A 17,853-nucleotide genomic window follows, 5' to 3' on the forward strand; every position below is an offset into this window, starting at 1 on the left:
ACGACGCGATTGGCTTCGCCGCCAATGGCGCTTTCGGCGTTTTCAGCGTTCAACTATATGTTATTTTCTAAAACTGTTTCTTTTGTAGTGGAACCGGTTGCGGCATTGGGCGTTTCTCCATGGCTTCCGACGAAGCGGAAGTTTCTGCAAGGAAACCAAGGAGAAATACAATGAATTCTGCTGTAAAGCTCGCGCTCGCCGGTGCAATGTCTATGGCGTCCTTCTCGGGCGTCGCACTGGCCCAGACCGCTGACCCGATGGTCGACTCGACGACCACGACCAATTCCACGACCGGCATGACCGAAGGCGTCAACATCGTCCGCCTCGACAGCCTCGACAATGACCAGAACCGCCAGGAACATACGCGCCTGGAAAAGATGGTCACCGACCAGGCAGCCATGTCGAAGGCCCAGTCTGACGTAAGCGCCGATCCGGCGGTTGCTGCAGCCCTGCAGGCGCAGAGCATCAATGCAACCAATGTTATTGCGGTTGAGACCGCAGCGAATGGCGGCAAGATCGTCTACGTCCGTTAATCGACAGGACGCACAAACAAGCCCCGCGTGCTTCTGCCGCGGGGCTTATTTTTTCAGAACCATTGGTTCGCGCCGAAATGTTATTGCGGCTTGCCCTGCGTCCAGGTGACATTCTGATTGAACAGTGGCACCGTCGAAATCGCCATCTTGGCCGATCCCTCGACCACTTGGCGGGAATGCGCCAGATAGATCAGCGTGTCATTCTCCTTGTCGTAAATCCGGTTCACGACGAGGGACTTCCAGATGATCGACAGCCCCTCGCGAAACACCTCCTCGCCCTCTTCCGACAGATCGATCTTGCCGATTTCGATCGGCCCCGTCTGACGGCAGGCAATGGAATTGTTGGAGGGGTCTTCGAACCAGTTTCCTTTGCTCAGGCGATCGATGATGGAGCGGTCGAAATAGGTCACATGGCAGGTGACGCCCTTCACCTCTGGATCCGTCACTGCTTCAACCACGATGTCATTGCCAACCCAGTCGACACCGACTTTGCCCACGACCTCGGCAAGAGCGGGAGCGGCAATACCGGCGGTGAGAGTTGCAATGATGAACAGTCGACGCGGGGACATGGCCTCACTCCTTTGTGATCGATACCCTCTAGATAAGATGTCGCATCAGCCTTGCAAGGCGGCAGTCTTGCGCTTTGGCTTACGGGCAAACGAACACGCATCATAACCGCCGCGATGCAGACGGCCCGGATTGAGGGCAAGGCGCTCGGCAAGGTCGAGAAGCCCGCTCGCACCCGCCTCCCCCGCCATGGCGAGACAGGCTTCGGCACACATGCGTGCGTCTTCGGCAGCATTGTGATGCTGGAAGGAAAATCCCAGATGTGCCGCAAGCACGTTCAGCCGATGCGAGCCGAGATCAGGCCAGTGCCGTTGCGCGAGCTTGACGCTGCAGAGATAGGAGAACTCTGGATAAGGAAGCCCATAGAAATCGAGGCTTGCCCGAATGACGGAGAAATCGAAGGCGGCGTTGTGCGCCACCATGATCGCTCCCTCGAAATCGCCGAGGAATTCCGCCATCACCTCCGGAAACTCGGGAGCATAGGCCACGTCTTCGGCGCGAATACCGTGGATTGCCGTGTTGAACGGCGAAAACCGGTTGCCCGGCGGTCGGATCAAACGCTCCTCGACCCGCACCACGACGCCATTCTCGATGAAGGCCAACCCGACGGAACAGGCGCTCGCCCGCGCCTCGGTCGCGGTTTCGAAGTCGATGGCGATCGCTCGCTCTCTGAAAGCCGATGGACTGGACATAGGCTCGGCATAAACCGGCCGATGGATTCGGGCAACAGCGCCTTATGCCCCGCTTGACATTCGCAAGCGGCGCAAGCAGCCTTTGCCCATGATGTTTGCCGCTTCGACCACCGTCGTGACCATGTGCACCTTCGTCCTTCTTAAGGGCGCGGGGTGTGTCTCTACGGTCTGATCCGCCGCAAGTCATCCTCCTGCAACCCTGCGAGACAGCCGGGTTGCAGCAACCGGCTCTCTCCTTCGAACGAAAATGAGAGTCCCATGCATGAAGCCATCCAGCCTCCCGCCGTCTCCCCGTCAGCCTCCTGGCCGCACGGCCTTGTAATACGCCCGGCCACACCGGCAGACGCCCAGCAAGTCGCCGATTTTCACAATCTCCCGGGTTACAGGGCGGGTACCCTTCGTCTGCCCTACCAGTCGGCGGAGGAAGTTCGACGTTTTCTGGAACAGCCGCGCGGCGAAAACATCAATCTGGTCGCAGTGATCGATGGTCTGATCGTCGGGGACATTGGCCTTATCCGTGCCGGGGGACGCCGGGCCCATGCCGCCATGATCGGCATGGGCGTCCACGACGCCTATCACCGCCGAGGAATCGGCCGCGCCTTGCTCGGGGAGGTCATCGCCATCGCCGACGAATGGCTCGACCTCCACCGCCTGGAACTCACCGTCTTTTGTGACAACCACGCGGCGATCAGGCTCTATCAGTCCTTCGGCTTCGAAACGGAAGGAACACACCGCGCCTTCGCCTACCGCGCCGGCACCTATGTCGACGCTTTCGCCATGGCCCGCCTGCGCATGTGAGGAGGCAATCGAATGCCTAGGGAGGACCGGCCCTTCACCATACCGGGCCTTTTCCTGCCCTCCCCCTGTACTTTCGGAAGCGATGCGGGTAGGAACGGCGCCAACATACCCGCACTCGGCGGGCGCGGCGCCTGTGCCCGCACCATCCATCACTTTCGAAAGACAAACCTATGACCGATTTCGACGCCATCGTCCCGGCGATTGCCGAGGCCTTGCGCAAACGTGGCTATGAGACGCTGACCCCCGTCCAGCAGGCCATGATAGACCCGGACCTTGAAGGCCGCGATGCGCTCGTGTCAGCCCAGACCGGCTCCGGCAAGACGGTGGCTTTCGGTCTCGCCATGGCCCCGACGCTTCTGCCCGATGCCGGCCGTTTCGACCGTGCAGGAGCCCCCTTGGCGCTCGCCATCGCGCCGACCCGGGAACTCGCCATGCAGGTGAAGCGCGAGCTGGAATGGCTGTATGCCGAAACCGGCGCTGTCATCGCCTCCTGCGTTGGCGGGATGGACGTTCGCAACGAGCGCCGCGCCCTCGAACGCGGTGCCCATATCATCGTCGGCACGCCCGGCCGCCTCCGTGACCACATCACCCGCCGCGCGCTCGACCTGTCGGAACTGAAGGTCGTGGTGCTCGACGAGGCCGACGAAATGCTCGATCTCGGTTTCCGCGAAGATCTCGAATTCATCCTCGAGGAGTCCCCCGAAGACCGCCGGACGCTGATGTTCTCGGCAACGGTTCCGCGCTCGATCGCCGATCTCGCCAAGAGCTATCAGCGTGACGCTCGCCGCATCGAGACGGTCTCCGAAAAGAAGCAGCACGTCGACATCGAATATCGCGCGCTGATGGTTGCCAATCCGGACCGCGAAAACGCCATCATTAACGTGCTGCGCTTCTACGAAGCCCGCAACGCCATCGTCTTCTGCTCGACCCGCGCGGCCGTAAACCATCTGACATCGCGCCTGCACAATCGCGGCTTTTCGGTCGTGGCCCTCTCCGGCGAGCTGTCGCAAAACGAGCGGACCCATGCATTGCAGGCCATGCGTGACGGCCGCGCCCGCGTGTGCATTGCAACCGATGTCGCGGCGCGTGGTATCGACCTGCCCGGCCTCGAGCTCGTCATCCACGCGGATCTGCCGACCAATTCCGAAACTCTGCTGCATCGCTCGGGCCGTACCGGCCGCGCCGGGAACAAGGGCGTTTCGGCCCTGATCGTCCCGAACAGTGCCCGCCGCAAGGCAGAGCGCCTGCTCGGCGGCGCCAATGTCCGCCCCACCTGGGCACTTCCGCCCTCTGCCGATGAAGTCATGGCCCGCGACGACGAACGCCTGATGGCGGATCCCTCGCTGACCCAGCCGGTTGGTGAAGACGAGAGCGCGATGGTCGCCACCCTGCTTTCGACCCACGGGGCGGAACAGGTCGCCGCCGCCTTCCTGCGCCTGCAGCGCGGCAACCGTTCGGCCCCGGAAGACCTCATCCCGGTCAATCCGGAAGCCGTGCGCAAGCAGCGCGAACCCGATTATGCCAATCCGTCCAGCGCCGCCACCAAGCCGCGCGCCGAATTTGGTCCGAGCGTCTGGTTCTCGCTCTCCGTCGGCCGCCGTCAAAATGCCGAGCCCCGGTGGCTGATCCCGATGCTCTGCCGCAACGGCAACATCACCAAGAACGAGATCGGTGCAATCAAGATGCAGCCGGAGGAGACCTTCGTGGAGATCTCCGAAAGCGGCCTCGAGACCTTCATCGCCGCCCTCGGCCCCAACCAGGCTCTGGAGCGCGGTATCACCGTGCAGCGTCTGCCTGGCATGCCGAATTTCAATGCCGCCCCGAAGGAACGCCCCGCCCGCCCGCCGCGCGAAGACGGCGAACGCCAGCCCTATGCCGACAAGAAGTCTTTCGGCGAGAAGAAGGCCTATGGTGACAAGAAGCCTTACGGGGAGAAGAAATCCTTCGGCGACAAGAAGCCCTATGGTGACAAGCCTTCCTATGGCGAGAAGAAGCCCTATGCCCGCAAGGACGAGGCCCGGGCACCGCGCGATGCCATGGCCGTGGCCGACGCCGAGGTCTGGGGCGATGCGCCGGCAAAGCCTGCGTTTAAGAAACCCAAGGGCGCTTCGAACGCCTGGGATAAGTCGGCCAAGCCGGACTGGGCCGGAAAGCCCAAGGGTGACAAGCCCGCTTACGCTGGCAAGCCCAAGGGCAAGTTCGACGACCGGGGCACTGCGGGCGGGCCGAAGAAGAAGTCCTTCAAGCCGAAGGGCTGACCGGCGAGCGAACTCTCCGAGGCCGGCCGCCATCGGCCGGCGCCTGGCCGGTCCTTTCCCTTATTGGGGACCGGATGAGGCAGGCGGGCACACTTTGGCCTGCCTCGTGTGGAACAACACCTTTCCCTCCCGCATTGTCGGCGGGCATGGGAAGGTGGAACAATGGCCTCGACAGATGATCGGCAGTCGACAAGCACGGATGTAGACGCATTCGTGCGAGGGATCGCGCGTGGCTTCGCCGGGGCGCTTCTGTTCTCCATTCCCATGCTGATGACCATGGAGATGTGGTTCCTCGGCTTCTACATGTCGCGTGAACGGCTGCTTCTGCTCCTTCTTCTCAACCTTCCGCTCCTGCTGGTGCTCTCCCACCGTATCGGCTTCGAGCATACGGTCACTTGGACACAGTCCGCTCGCGACGCGATCGTCGCCTACGGCATGGGCATTCTGGCCAGCGCCGCGATCCTGGTTCTGCTCGGCGTCATCACCATCGACATGCCCGCCGACCAGTGGATCGGCATGGTGGCAATCCAGGCCGTGCCGGCGAGTATCGGTGCCATGCTCGGCCGCAGTCAGCTCAGCATGGCGGATGACGATGAGGATGACGAGAGCGAGGACGAGCGCGAAGAGAAGCCCGGAACCAGCTACGCCATCGAACTCTTCATGATGGCGGTCGGTGCGCTCTTCCTCTCGCTGAACCTCGCCCCGACAGAAGAAATGATCCTGGTCGCCTACAAGATGACGCCATGGCACGCTTTGGCGCTGGCGCTTGTTTCCATCCTCTTGATGCACGGCTTCGTCTATGCACTGGCTTTTCGCGGAGGACATGCGCTGCAGAAGGGCCAGTCACGCTGGCATGCCTTCATCCGCTTCACCCTTCCCGGATACATCGTCGCGCTCCTGGTCAGCCTGTATGCGCTGTGGACCTTCGAGCGGCTGGACGGCATGGCCGCGGTCGAGAGCCTGCTGGTGGTGATCGTCCTCGCCTTCCCCGCCGCCATCGGTGCCGCCGCCGCCCGCCTCATTCTGTAAGGAGCCCGGAATGACGAAGTCACCAATCAAAGAGAATACCGAGAAGACGCGCACCCATTGGATCGAATGGCTGACAGGTCTGCTCTCGCTCGCCGCTATCTGCGCCGTCATCGGGTGGCTCTTTTTCGACATCATGACCTCCGAGGACCGACAGCCGGAACTCGTTGCGCGTGTCATCTCGACCGAGAAGATCGCTTCCGGCTGGCAGGTCGTCTTCGAACTGCGCAACAATGCCACGCTCGCTGCGGCCGGCGTGGAGGTTCGAGCACAGCTGCTCGACAAATCTCGGCTCGTAGAAGAAGCCGAAGTCACCTTCGACTACGTGGCGGGGGGCTCTCAGTCGCGTGGCGCAGTGATCTTCGAAAACGATCCAAAGCGGCTCGATCTGACCATCCGCGCGGTCGGCTTCACCGAGCCGTGAGTAGAACCGGCCGGATTTGGAAATAACGCAATCTTAGGTTACACTTTCACCAAAGCTTAATTTTTGACGGTCTAAATTCTGCACACGCGCTGAGTGCATATCCTGCAGAGGACGCGGCATTTAGGTAGAACGATACATCCGCTTGATCAAATCGAATTCAAATGGACTGCCGCCCGCGAAGGACGCAAGTCTCGCGTCTCATATGTATTTCAGAAAAGTGGTCGAAGCCCGATGTTGAAGCAACATATTGAAGCCTGGGTTATCAGAGACATTGGTCTGACCGAATTCGACCATTGGGACCCGGTGATTCGTTTCGGCACGCGGCTTTCGATTCGTATATCCGCCATCGCTTGTACCATGGTCGCCGGCATCCTGGTCGCATTATGGTCGCTGGGCGTTCTGCGGAACCCTCTGATGCACGACCTCGTGATTGGTTGCGCAATCACCGTCGTCGTCGCCTACAGTTTGACCATGCTCTCATCGATGTACATGGGTTACGCCGTCATCCACCTCGCCCGAACGCGGCGCGAATTTCAACAGATGAGCCGCACCGACATGCTGTCGGGCCTTCTCAACCGGCGGGCCTTTATTGAGGATATCTCGCATGTCGAGCACGGCCACCTGCTCATCCTCGACATCGACCGCTTCAAGCAGATCAACGACCGCTACGGCCATCTTGCAGGTGACGACGTCATCGTTGCGGTCGCGCAGACCCTCAGGGAAACGATCAGGGCTCCGCATCTGACCGCTCGTGTCGGAGGGGAGGAGTTCGCCGTGCTCTTCTGCGATCTGGATCATGGTGAAACGCTCCAGGCCGCCGAAAGGCTGCGCCGCACGATCGCCGGTCGACTGATCGACAGCATGCAACAGACGATCTCCGTCACGGTATCCGGCGGCGTGGCCGATTTCACCCCGACCCGCGATTTCTCCGCCGTCTACGCCGCCGCTGATCGGGCCCTGTACTTCGCCAAGAGCTCGGGCCGCAACCGCATCCAGCACGAGCGCGATCTTGCCCGGGCACCCCAGCAAGAACAGCCGCTCTATGGGACCCTGATCGACCGCGGCGACGCAGCGTTTACAGCCGCGTGAACGATCAGCCGATCAGCGCCAGCCATTCATCTTCCGTCATGACGGCAACGCCGAGTTCCCGAGCCTTGTCCAGCTTTGAACCGGCACCTGGACCGGCGACCACGTAGTCTGTCTTCTTGGACACGGATCCGGCAACCTTGGCGCCCAGGCTTTCGGCACGCGCTTTGGCTTCGTCGCGTGTGAAGCGTTCGAGCGAGCCGGTGAAGACCACGGTCTTGCCAGCGACAGGGCTATCGCCTGCTATCGCCGTTTCGGCATCGAGCGGGCGAACCTCCGCCAGCAAGCGCTGAACCACCTCAAGATTGCGCGGCTCCTTGAAAAACTCCACGATCGACGCTGCCACGACCTCGCCAATTCCCTCAATGGCGTTCAGTTCGTTCCACGCGTCGCCGAATTTCGGGGCAGCCAGCACCATCGCCTCGGCGAAAGCCTGATAGGTGCCGTAAGAGCGTGCCAGCAGCTTGGCGGTCGTCTCCCCCACATGCCGGATACCGAGCGCGAAGATGAAGCGATTGAGCGCGATCTCACGCCGCGCATCGATGGCATCGAAAAGTTTACGCACGCTGACGCGGCCGAATCCCTCGATATTCTCGAGTTTGGTCAGGGACCGTTCCTGCCGCTGCTTGAGCGTGAAGATATCCGGCGCGGTTCGGATCATCAGGGCCGGGTCGTCGCTTTCGAAGAAGAAATCGACCTGCTTTGTGCCGAGACCCTCGATATCAAAGGCGTTGCGCGAGACAAAATGCTTGATGTGCTCGACCGCCTGCGCCCGGCAGACGAAGCCTCCGGTACAGCGGGTGACGGAATCGAGCTTTCCGGTCTTTTCGTTGCGTTCCCTGACGGCATGGCTGCCACACACGGGGCATTGCGTCGGAAACCCATATTTGGCGGCCCCCTCCGGACGCTTTTCCATCACCACGTCCAGCACCTGCGGAATGACGTCGCCCGCGCGCTGCACGATGACGGTGTCCCCGATCCTGATATCGTGGCCTTCCTCGCGGATCCGCTGGCCGGCATTGCCGATGCCTTCGATGTAATCGGCATTGTGCAAGGTCGCGTTTGTGACGACGACACCGCCGACCGTCACCGGGGTCAGGCGGGCAACAGGCGTCAGCGCGCCCGTGCGCCCGACCTGGATGTCGATCGCTTCCACCGTTGTGAAGGCCTGTTCGGCCGGGAACTTGTGAGCGGTTGCCCAGCGCGGCGAGCGCGAACGGAAGCCGAGACGCGCCTGCAGGTCGAGCCTGTCGACTTTGTAGACGACGCCGTCGATGTCGTAGTCGAGGTCCGCGCGCTGCAATCCGATGTCACGGTAGTGACCGATGATCTCCTCGACGGAATGCAATCGCCGCGTCAGGGGATTGACCGGGAAGCCCCAGTGCTGGAAGACCGCCACCATGCCGGACTGGGTATCGGCCGGCATCTCGCTCATCTCGCCCCAGGCATAGGCATAGAAGCGCAGCTTGCGGCTCGCCGTCACCTTCGGATCCAGCTGGCGCAGCGAACCCGATGCCGTATTGCGCGGGTTCACATAGGTCTGCTTGCCCTGCTCCTCCATCAGCGCATTGAGCGCCATGAAGTCAGACTTTGCCATATAGACCTCGCCCCGCACCTCGACCACATCGGGAGCATCGGCCGGGAGCTCCTCGGGAATTTCCCGGATCGTGCGAATATTGGCGGTGACGTTTTCGCCCGTCGTCCCGTCGCCGCGCGTCGCGGCCGTCACCAGCCTGCGGTTCTCGTAACGCAGGGACATCGACAAGCCGTCGATCTTCGGCTCCGCGGTAAAGGCGATCGAACCGTCCGGGATCTGGCCGAGGAAACGATAGACCGAGCCGACGAAATCCTGCACGTCCTCATCGGAAAAGGTGTTGTCCAGCGACAGCATCGGTCTTGCATGCACGACCTGCGCGAAGATGCCGGCGGGCGCTGCCCCGACACGCTGCGATGGGCTGTCGGTCCGTACCAGCTGCGGAAACTGCTCTTCAATCGCATCGTTGCGCCGCTTCAGCGCGTCATAGTCCGCATCGGTGATCTCGGGCGCATCCTTGCCGTGATAGAGCGCATCGTGATGTGCGATCTCTTCGGCGAGCCGCTGCAGCTCTGCGCGGGCCTGGTCTTCCGTCAGGTTCTCCACGGCGATTGCGCCGCTCGTCGATTCCGTGCTCATGGCGTCCTCCGAAAGCGTGTCCCGTCGGTCTTAATCAAATTTCCCGCAATGAAAAGCGGTCACCGTCGCCACAAGGTTCAATCCCCCAGCCTCTTCAGATCGACGCGTGCGGTCAACGGCAGATGATCGGACGCCACGCGCGCAAGCGGCGTGTCATGCACCGTGAGATCAGCAATCAGACCCGTCCGGTTGGCCATGATCCGGTCGAGCGACAGTACCGGCAGCCGAGCCGGGAAGCTCGGGATCGGCGGAGGAAGCGGGCCGAACACCGGTTCAAGCCTGGTGAGCGCCGAACCCGGCCCCAGCCGCCATTCGTTGAAGTCGCCCATCAAAAGCGTTGGGCGCTCTCGGCGCGATTGCATGAGGTCCAGGATGAAATCCGCCTGCTGGCGCCGTGCCCAACGCATCAGTCCGAGATGAGCGGCAATCACGCGCAGGCCGGAGCGCCCTTCCCGCCCATGCAATTCGATATCGGCCACCAGCGCGCCACGCGGCTCCAAGCCCGGCAACGACACCTGATGAACGTCCTCGACGATCCCCTCACGGAACAGCAGCACGTTTCCGCACCAGCCATGCGATTTCGTGCTCCCAAGGACAGGGACCGGCAGCAGCCCGGTCTCGAGCCGAAGCCGGTTGAGATCGAGCAAGCCGGATCGTTCGCCGAAACGCTGATCGGCCTCCTGCAATGCGATCACGTCGGGGCCAATTTCCCTGATCACGTCGATGATGCGGCCAGGGTCGAACCGCCCGTCGGTTCCGACACATTTGTGCACGTTGTAGGAGGCGACAGTCAGGACACCATCACCGCCTATGGCCGGCTCTGTTGGTTCAACGGCTGTCGGCCGCTGACGCCGGTTGCGAAACGAGGACATCATCGTGCGCGCCAGGCTCGGTCTGCTCGTCTTCATGGAACCCCTTCGATTGGCGCGTCCTTCAGGACACGCGGTGGAACGGTCTCGGTCGCCACCTGGACTGGCGGCATCCCTCAGAGATAGGGCGATCCGAGCCAGAATAAACGGTCAGTCAGGCGAAGCCAGACAGGACGCGCCTTCAACATCTCCATGGTCAGTTCCGTGGCCGTCTCCAGCGTCCGGTCGATCCGTCCACCGATGCGGCCAGCGAGAGCTGGATCATAAACCTCCAGATCGATCTCGAAATTGAGCCTGAGCGAACGCGAATCGAGATTGGAAGAGCCGATGAAACACCATTGCTCGTCCACCACCATCAGTTTCGAATGGTCGAACGGACCATCGGCGAGGTAGACCCGACCTCCTTCTCGCAGCACCTGGTCGAACTGCGCCATCATGGCACGCGCAACGATCGCGAGATTGTTCTTCGCGGGCACGACGATCTCTACCTGGACCCCGCGGCGCGCGGCGGTGTTGAGTGCCGCGAGAAAGCTGGTGTCCGGTAGAAAATAGGGCGAGACGATCCGGATCGTCCGCTCGGCGACGGAAAAGGCGCCCATCAGCAGCCGGTGATTGGTTTCCAGATGCGCGTCTGGCCCTGAGACCACGGCCCGAACCGCCGTCCCCTCGCCCGGCGTCGCCCCCTCCAGCCGGATGCTCCAGTCCGGCGACAACAGCACCTCACCGGTTTCGAAATGCCAATCCTCGGCCGCCACGGCCAGAATGTCGGCAACGACCGGTCCGGTGATGCGGAAATGCGTGTCCCGCGCCGCATCCGGCCCAGTGAAGCCGGCACGGATGTTCATGCCACCGACAAAGGCAAGGGCACCATCCACGACGAGGATCTTGCGATGGGTGCGCAGGTTCGCATAAGGCAGACGCAACCCCATGATGACCTGTCCGTTGAAGCTCGCCACCGGAACGCCGCCGTCCTCCAGATAGCCGATGATGCTCGGCACGCTGTAGCGCGCGCCGACGGCATCGACCAGAACACGCACGCTCACCCCGCGCCGCCGGGCCGCAATCAGGCAATCGGCAACCCGCAGCCCGACCGCGTCGCGATCGAAGATATAGGTTTCCAGGATGATGCTGCAGGTCGCCGCATCGATTGCGGCACACATCGCGTCAAAGGTCTCCTCGCCGGTGGAAAGAAGCGTGATGGTGTTGCCGGAAGAAAGCGGATGCCGCGTCACCCGGTCGCCCAGCAGCTTCATCTGTCCGAATCGCGGGCCAAACCCGGCGATGACCTGTTCGCGGCTGATGGCAAATTGCGAGAGGCTGCGCCAGATCTCGTCCAGCGCTAGCGCCCGTCGGGAAATCAGAGACTGGCGCCGGATACGGTTAATCCCGGCCACGGCATAGATCAGAGCGCCGACAAGCGGTGACAGGATGATCACCCCGACCCAGCCAAGCGCAGAGCGCACCTCGCGTTTGGTCATGGCCGCATGGATCGCCGCGACCGTGCCGAGCACGACAGACAGCACGGCGAGGGTCTCGGCCCAATAGATCTCGATCACGGCAAACATGATGGTCCAGCGAAACAGGTTTCACGCAGCAATGCAACGATGGAGCGCCCGACCGGTGCGATCACCCCTCGCCCGCCAAAAGCTTCGCAGCCGCCGCGCGCGCTTCCTCGGTCACCGAAGCGCCGGCGAGCATCCGCGCGATCTCCTCGCGTCGATGCTCTGGCTCCATGACAGCAACGCGTGTGGCGATCTTGTCTCCGGCATCCCCCGCGGGGCCCTTCGAAATCAGGAAATGTGTCGAGGCGCGCGCCGCGACCTGCGGCGCATGGGTGACGGAAAGAACCTGCACCTTGTCGGAAAGGCGCTTCAACCGCTGTCCGATGGCATCGGCGACGGCCCCACCTACCCCCGTATCGATTTCGTCGAAAACGAGCGTCGGCGCTGAGCCCCGATCAGCGAGTGCCACCTTGAGCGCCAGCAGGAATCGCGAGAGTTCACCGCCGGATGCCACCTTCATGATCGGTCCCGGCCGCGTACCCGGATTGGTCTGCACATGGAATTCGACGGTGTCGATGCCCTCGGCAGACGCCGAATCCTGATCGGTCGAGACCTCGACCATGAAGCGTGCCCGCTCGAGCTTCAGCGCCGGAAGTTCCTGCATCACGGCCTCGGCGAGGGCCGAAGCCGCATGCCGCCGCTTCTCCGAAAGCTGTTGGGCGAGGTGATCGTAGTGCGCACGCGCCTCGCGGACGGCCGATTCGAGCTGCCCCAGCCGCTCCTCACCGGCATCGAGATCCGCAAGATCCGTCACCATCTTTTCGGCGAGCGCCGGCAGGTCGGCGACGGCCACCGCATATTTGCGGCCGGCGGCACGCAGGGCGAACAGCCGTTCCTCGACCCGCTCCAGTTCCCGCGGATCGAATTCGGTGCGCCGCAACGCCGCCTCGACCTCCATCTGCGCGGCCGACAACGTATCGAGCGCCGATCCCAGCAGTTGCACGGTCTCTTCAAGCAGGCCGGGAGCCTCGTGGCTCTTGCGCTCCAGCCGGCGCATCAGCGAGGCGATATGGGGCACAGGCGAGGCATTGCCGTTGAGGAAATCCGACGCCTCCGAAATGTCCCCGGCGATTCGTTCGGATTTCTGCATGCGGGAGCGACGTTCGGCAAGTTCGTCCTCCTCGCCGTCCTGCGGCGAAAGTGTCTCGAGCTCCTCGACCGAGGATCGCAGATAGTCGGCCTCTCGCGCTGCGGCCTCTACCTTTGCCTTGTGAGCCTTGAAGCCCCGCTCGGCTTCGCGCCAGCGACGGTAGCTCTCGCCAAGTGTCACCACCTCGTCGGTCAGGCCGGCAAAAGCGTCGAGCAACATCCGGTGGGCATCGGTGTCGGTAAGGGCGCGATCGTCGTGTTGTCCGTGGATTTCGACCAGCAGCTGGCCGACCTGCCGCATCAGTTGAACGCTGATCGGCTGATCGTTGATATAGGCACGCGTGCGGCCATCCGCAGACTGGACACGTCGAAAAATCAGATCGCCGTCGTCATCGACCCCGTTGCCCTTGAGCAGAGCCCGGGCTGCGTGGCTGCCCGAAACATCGAAGACGGCCGTCACTTGCCCCTTGTCCTCGCCATGGCGGACGAGAGACCCGTCACCCCGGCCACCAAGCGCGAGCGAAAGACTGTCCAGGAGGATGGATTTGCCCGCACCCGTTTCGCCAGTCAGCACCGACAAACCGGTTTCGAAAGCAAGATCCAGCCGTTCGATCAGGACGATATCACGGATCGACAGCTGGACGAGCATGGGCTCAGGATCTCACTTGCGAACGAATGGGCCTCAGGAGCCGGTCAGCAGCTGCTTGCCGGCACGTGCGATCCAGGAACCGGCATTTTCACGCGGCTCAAGCCCGCCCTTCTGCAGCAGCTTGTACGAATCAGCATACCACTGGCTGTCAGGATAGTTGTGTCCGAGCACGGCCGCCGCCGTCTGGGCTTCCTGGACGACACCCATGGCATAATAGGCCTCGACCAGACGCGCCAGCGCCTCTTCGATCTGGTTGGTGTTCGGATAACGCTCGACGACAACACGGAAGCGCTGGATGGATGCGAGATATTCCTTGCGCTCCAGGTAGTAACGACCGACCTGCATCTCCTTGCCGGCGAGCTGGTCGCGGGCGAATCGGATCTTGGCCTGAGCGTCGTCGACATACTCGGAATCGGGGAATTCGTTGACGACACGCTGCATCGCCTCGATCGTCTTCACCGAATTCCTCTGGTCCTGCGTAACGCTGGAGATCTGCTTCCAGTAGGACAGACCGACGAGATACTGCGCATAAGCCGCATCTTCGGACTTCGGATAGAGGTTCATGTAGCGGTTGCCGGTCGCGATCGCGTCGGCATAACGGCCCAGCCGGTATTTGGTGAAGGTGCTCATCACCAGCGACTTGCGCGACCATTCGGAGAACGGATGCTGCGCGTCCACCGCGTCGAACTTGCGCGCCGCTTCGCTCATGTTGCCGGCCTTGATGTTGGCGAGCCCCTGATTGTAGAGCACTTCCGGCGGATCGGTTTCAGCCGCGAGCTTGGTGATGTCGATGTCAGGGTCGGACTGGCAGCTGGCGAGAACCCCTGCCACAGACATGAGGACGCACAGACCTGCAACACGCGCGGCTTTCTTCACAACGACCGACCCTACATGACTCATTCGAAAGATCCCGATTGCAGCGCCGCCCGTGAGCCGTCGCTTTCAGATGGCGTTTCTAGCCGCAAAAGCGGCCTGAGGGCAACGCAGTGATGACGATTTAACGCATTTTTGTGGCGCCTGCTGGAGAAAGTGGCAATGGCGCCAGACTTGGCCCGTCTTCCGACGCCGAAAACGACAACGCCGGCTTTGCACGAAAGCCGGCGTGGATCGGTTGGATACGGCATCGACGTGGAGATCAAGCTGTCCAGGGGGCGAATTCCGGTACCTGGACGGGGACGAACTCCCGGGCGCGAACCTTGAGGTTGCGGCTGGGAGCCTCAACGACTTCGTAGGCCGTCGGATCGCTCAAGAGAGCCTTGAGGGCATTGGCGTTGAGCTTGTGACCACCGCGATAGGAGCGGTAGCAGCCGATGAACTGGGCACCGGCAAGCGCCAGATCGCCCACCGCATCGAGCGTCTTGTGCCGGACAAATTCGTCCTTCTCGTAGCGCAGCCCCTCGACATTGATGACGGTGTCGTCGTCCGAGATGACGACCGAGTTTTCCAGCGACGAACCGAGCGCGAAACCGGCTGCCCACAGGCGCTCCACGTCGCGCATGAAGCCGAAGGTGCGGGCGCGCGACAACTGCGTCTTGAAGGTTTCGGCATTGAGATCGCCGGCCCAGGTCTGGCGACCGATCAGCTTGCTGTCGAAGTCGATTTCGACCTCAAAACGCGTACCGTCATAGGGACGGAACTCCGCCCAGGAGGCACCCGCCTCGATTCGAACCGGTTTCGTCACGCGGATATAGCGGCGCTTGACGCCGAGATTAGTGATGCCCACCTGTTCGATGGCATCGATGAACACCTCGGAGCTTCCGTCCATGATCGGCATTTCGGCGCCATCGACCTCGATCACGAGGTTATCGAGGCCGAGCGCGTAAAGCGCGGCCATGACGTGTTCGATGGTGGCGATGGAACGGGCAGGATTGGTACCGAGAACGGTGCAGAGGTCGGTGTTGCCGACATGGGCGGAAACCGCGCGGTATTCGCTGGTCGTGCCGTCCTCATGCTGCCGAACGAAGGTGATGCCGCTGCCCGCTTCGGCCGGAAGAAGGGTGATTGTCACATCGCGGCCCGAATGAACCCCGATCCCCGTCAGCGAAAGCGGCGCTGCGATCGTGGTCTGAAATCCGAGCAAGGCTATGGGCATTCCGGTCGTCCTGATCTGCGAGGCGCTGGAGCCGGCAAGCTCCTCGTGCGCCGAAGTTACGTGACAAGATCCTCTCGCGAGGCCCTGTTTCGATTTCATACATACGAGCCTCCGGCGTCTTTACCAAATCACTGTTTCTTTCGCTCTGTAACGAAGCCAAGCCGCTGAAATCGATTATAAATTCGCGAAGAACAAAAGACCTGAAAACGCAAGAACCCGGGCTTGTGGCCCGGGTTCGCATGCGGTTCCTGAAAGGGCAATCAGTTGGTCTGGCGGCGCAGGAAGGCCGGGATTTCCAGCTGGTCGTCTTCGCTGGTGGCGCGAGCCGGTGTTGCGCGACCGAGGTCGTCCAACTGGCCGCGACGCGGAGCGTAGAGGCTTGCTTCGGCGGACAACGGACGGCGCTGCTGCGAGGAAGCGGCAGGAGCGGAACCGGTCATGTCACCCATGACAGGCTCTTCGTCCTGCTGGCGACCAAGCGAATTGGTGATTCGCTTGAGCAGACCCATCGGACCGCGGTCTTCCTGGGCAGCCGGTGCCGCCGGATGCGTCCGGTGATCGATCTCGGCACGCAGAACCGGCGGGAAGTCTTCCACCTTTGGCATGCGGACCGGTTCTGCAGCCATGCGCGGCTCTGCCATGACCGGAGCCGGTGCGACCGGAGCCTGCATCACCGGTGCGGGTTGCTGCATCACCGGAGCAGGCTGGCTCATGACTGGTGCCGGAGCGACAGGCTGTACCATCTGCGGAGCCGGAGCGGCTTCCGGGGCCGGGGTCGCGAACAGCTTGCTGGCCGGGCGGAATTCCGGCTGGGCAGCGGGCTGCGGCTGCTGGCTCATGGCCTGCTGGCGTGCGACGGCGATTTCGAGTTCGCGTTCCATGGCGGCTTCAGCGGAACGGATGGTGTCTGCGACCGGATCCATGGTCGGCTTGGGGGCCTGCGTCATTGCAGGCTGATATGCGGCCGGTGCCGGAGCAACGGCCGCGGAAGGACGCATAACGGGCTTGGACAGCGGTGCGGCTTCGAAGCCCTTGGAAGCGAGTGCCGCGCGATCGATGCCGGTCGCAACGACCGAGACGCGGATGATACCTTCGAGCGCTTCGTCGAAGGTCGCACCGAGGATGATGTTGGCATCCGGGTCGACTTCTTCGCGGATACGGGTCGCAGCTTCGTCGACTTCGAACAGGGTGAGGTCACGACCACCGGTGATCGAGATCAGCAGGCCCTGGGCGCCCTTCATCGAAGTTTCGTCGAGCAGCGGGTTGGCGATTGCGGCTTCGGCAGCCTGCATCGCACGGCCTTCGCCGGATGCTTCGCCGGTGCCCATCATCGCACGGCCCATTTCGCGCATGACGGAACGGACGTCGGCGAAATCGAGGTTGATGAGGCCTTCCTTGACCATCAGGTCGGTGATGCAGGCAACGCCCGAATACAGAACCTGGTCAGCCATCGCGAAAGCGTCGGCAAAGGTCGTGCGATCGTTGGCGATGCGGAACAGGTTCTGGTTCGGGATGACGATCAGCGTGTCGACCGACTTCTGCAGCTCCTCGATGCCCGATTCGGCGAGGCGCATGCGGCGCTGGCCTTCGAAGTGGAACGGCTTGGTGACGACGCCGACGGTCAGGATTCCCTTGTTGCGGGCAGCCTGGGCGACGACCGGGGCGGCACCGGTACCGGTCCCACCGCCCATGCCGGCGGTGACGAAGCACATATGGGTACCGTTGAGGTGGTCGATGATCTCGTCGATGCATTCTTCAGCGGCCGCGCGGCCGACTTCCGGCTGGGAACCGGCGCCGAGACCCTCGGTGACGTTGACGCCGAGCTGGATGATGCGCTCGGCCTTGGTCATGGTCAGCGCCTGGGCATCCGTGTTGGCGACGACGAAATCAACGCCCTGCAATCCAGCGGTGATCATGTTGTTGACGGCATTGCCGCCACCGCCACCGACACCGAACACGGTGATGCGCGGCTTCAGCTCAGTGATGTCTGGCTTCTGCAACTTGATGGTCATGGTACCCGTTCCTTCTTTTTCCG

15 protein-coding genes are annotated in these 17,853 nt (G+C 62.4%); 6 read left to right on the forward strand and 9 right to left on the reverse strand.

Features of this window, described 5'->3' with window-relative positions; genetic code table 11:
• The first annotated feature begins 170 nt into the window (after positions 1–170).
• The gene (locus ACT53S_RS08850) at positions 171–533 is read left to right on the forward strand and encodes a hypothetical protein (RefSeq protein ID WP_113375509.1); all 363 of its coding nucleotides are present in this window, start codon (positions 171–173) and stop codon (positions 531–533) included.
• Between the two features lie 80 nt (positions 534–613).
• Here ACT53S_RS08850 and ACT53S_RS08855 read toward each other — a convergent pair whose 3' ends face one another.
• Together ACT53S_RS08855 and ACT53S_RS08860 are read right to left on the reverse strand one after the other, a co-directional pair.
• On the reverse strand, positions 614–1,102 hold the full coding sequence (locus tag ACT53S_RS08855) for a CreA family protein (RefSeq protein ID WP_113375508.1): 489 nt from the start codon (positions 1,100–1,102) through the stop codon (positions 614–616).
• A 45-nt stretch (positions 1,103–1,147) separates the two neighbouring features.
• Complete coding sequence (locus ACT53S_RS08860; protein ID WP_476066712.1) at positions 1,148–1,792, reverse strand: 3'-5' exonuclease; 645 nt, start codon at positions 1,790–1,792, stop codon at positions 1,148–1,150.
• 258 nt (positions 1,793–2,050) lie between these two features.
• Here ACT53S_RS08860 and ACT53S_RS08865 point away from each other — a divergent pair, with 258 nt between their 5' ends.
• The 5 genes from ACT53S_RS08865 to ACT53S_RS08885 all read left to right on the forward strand — a co-directional run bounded on the left by ACT53S_RS08865 (position 2,051) and on the right by ACT53S_RS08885 (position 7,387).
• Entirely contained in the window at positions 2,051–2,590 is a 540-nt protein-coding gene (locus tag ACT53S_RS08865) for a GNAT family N-acetyltransferase (RefSeq protein ID WP_476066713.1), read from the forward strand.
• A 170-nt stretch (positions 2,591–2,760) separates the two neighbouring features.
• Positions 2,761–4,848, forward strand: coding sequence for a DEAD/DEAH box helicase (locus tag ACT53S_RS08870; protein WP_476066714.1), 2,088 nt, complete (start codon positions 2,761–2,763; stop codon positions 4,846–4,848).
• 162 nt (positions 4,849–5,010) lie between these two features.
• Positions 5,011–5,877: a TIGR02587 family membrane protein gene (locus ACT53S_RS08875; RefSeq protein WP_113375504.1), complete on the forward strand. Its 867-nt coding sequence runs from the start codon at positions 5,011–5,013 to the stop codon at positions 5,875–5,877.
• Positions 5,878–5,887: 10 nt separating this feature from the next.
• A complete protein-coding gene (locus tag ACT53S_RS08880; protein WP_476066715.1) occupies positions 5,888–6,298 on the forward strand; it encodes a TIGR02588 family protein in 411 nt (136 codons plus the stop codon).
• A 231-nt stretch (positions 6,299–6,529) separates the two neighbouring features.
• Positions 6,530–7,387, forward strand: coding sequence for a GGDEF domain-containing protein (locus tag ACT53S_RS08885; RefSeq protein WP_142068221.1), 858 nt, complete (start codon positions 6,530–6,532; stop codon positions 7,385–7,387).
• Between the two features lie 4 nt (positions 7,388–7,391).
• Here ACT53S_RS08885 and ligA read toward each other — a convergent pair whose 3' ends face one another.
• From ligA to ftsZ, 7 genes are all read right to left on the reverse strand, one after another.
• A complete protein-coding gene (ligA, locus tag ACT53S_RS08890) occupies positions 7,392–9,557 on the reverse strand; it encodes an NAD-dependent DNA ligase LigA (protein ID WP_476066716.1) in 2,166 nt (721 codons plus the stop codon).
• A 77-nt stretch (positions 9,558–9,634) separates the two neighbouring features.
• Positions 9,635–10,465: an endonuclease/exonuclease/phosphatase family protein gene (locus ACT53S_RS08895; protein WP_476066717.1), complete on the reverse strand. Its 831-nt coding sequence runs from the start codon at positions 10,463–10,465 to the stop codon at positions 9,635–9,637.
• A 77-nt stretch (positions 10,466–10,542) separates the two neighbouring features.
• Entirely contained in the window at positions 10,543–11,991 is a 1,449-nt protein-coding gene (gene cls, locus ACT53S_RS08900) for a cardiolipin synthase (protein WP_476066718.1), read from the reverse strand.
• A gap of 61 nt (positions 11,992–12,052) precedes the next feature.
• Positions 12,053–13,726, reverse strand: a complete 1,674-nt coding sequence (gene recN, locus ACT53S_RS08905; RefSeq protein WP_476066719.1) for a DNA repair protein RecN — start codon at positions 13,724–13,726, stop codon at positions 12,053–12,055.
• Between the two features lie 33 nt (positions 13,727–13,759).
• A complete protein-coding gene (locus ACT53S_RS08910) occupies positions 13,760–14,626 on the reverse strand; it encodes an outer membrane protein assembly factor BamD (protein ID WP_476066720.1) in 867 nt (288 codons plus the stop codon).
• Between the two features lie 235 nt (positions 14,627–14,861).
• Entirely contained in the window at positions 14,862–15,818 is a 957-nt protein-coding gene (lpxC, locus tag ACT53S_RS08915; RefSeq protein WP_142068211.1) for a UDP-3-O-acyl-N-acetylglucosamine deacetylase, read from the reverse strand.
• A 260-nt stretch (positions 15,819–16,078) separates the two neighbouring features.
• Positions 16,079–17,830 carry a cell division protein FtsZ gene (ftsZ, locus tag ACT53S_RS08920; protein WP_113375586.1) on the reverse strand — a complete coding sequence of 584 codons (1,752 nt, stop codon included), beginning with the start codon at positions 17,828–17,830 and terminating at the stop codon, positions 16,079–16,081.
• Positions 17,831–17,853: the final 23 nt, after the last annotated feature.

This window comes from Allorhizobium sp. DMC15 (assembly GCF_056314065.1).

Coding starts and splice junctions, on each gene's coding strand:
- ACT53S_RS08850 (WP_113375509.1), top strand. CDS start 171: ATGAATTCTGCTGTAAAGCTCGCGCTCGCCGGTGCAATGTCTATGGCG.
- ACT53S_RS08855 (WP_113375508.1), bottom strand. CDS start 1,102: ATGTCCCCGCGTCGACTGTTCATCATTGCAACTCTCACCGCCGGTATT.
- ACT53S_RS08860 (WP_476066712.1), bottom strand. CDS start 1,792: ATGTCCAGTCCATCGGCTTTCAGAGAGCGAGCGATCGCCATCGACTTC.
- ACT53S_RS08865 (WP_476066713.1), top strand. CDS start 2,051: ATGCATGAAGCCATCCAGCCTCCCGCCGTCTCCCCGTCAGCCTCCTGG.
- ACT53S_RS08870 (WP_476066714.1), top strand. CDS start 2,761: ATGACCGATTTCGACGCCATCGTCCCGGCGATTGCCGAGGCCTTGCGC.
- ACT53S_RS08875 (WP_113375504.1), top strand. CDS start 5,011: ATGGCCTCGACAGATGATCGGCAGTCGACAAGCACGGATGTAGACGCA.
- ACT53S_RS08880 (WP_476066715.1), top strand. CDS start 5,888: ATGACGAAGTCACCAATCAAAGAGAATACCGAGAAGACGCGCACCCAT.
- ACT53S_RS08885 (WP_142068221.1), top strand. CDS start 6,530: ATGTTGAAGCAACATATTGAAGCCTGGGTTATCAGAGACATTGGTCTG.
- ligA (WP_476066716.1), bottom strand. CDS start 9,557: ATGAGCACGGAATCGACGAGCGGCGCAATCGCCGTGGAGAACCTGACG.
- ACT53S_RS08895 (WP_476066717.1), bottom strand. CDS start 10,465: ATGAAGACGAGCAGACCGAGCCTGGCGCGCACGATGATGTCCTCGTTT.
- cls (WP_476066718.1), bottom strand. CDS start 11,991: ATGTTTGCCGTGATCGAGATCTATTGGGCCGAGACCCTCGCCGTGCTG.
- recN (WP_476066719.1), bottom strand. CDS start 13,726: ATGCTCGTCCAGCTGTCGATCCGTGATATCGTCCTGATCGAACGGCTG.
- ACT53S_RS08910 (WP_476066720.1), bottom strand. CDS start 14,626: ATGAGTCATGTAGGGTCGGTCGTTGTGAAGAAAGCCGCGCGTGTTGCA.
- lpxC (WP_142068211.1), bottom strand. CDS start 15,818: ATGCCCATAGCCTTGCTCGGATTTCAGACCACGATCGCAGCGCCGCTT.
- ftsZ (WP_113375586.1), bottom strand. CDS start 17,830: ATGACCATCAAGTTGCAGAAGCCAGACATCACTGAGCTGAAGCCGCGC.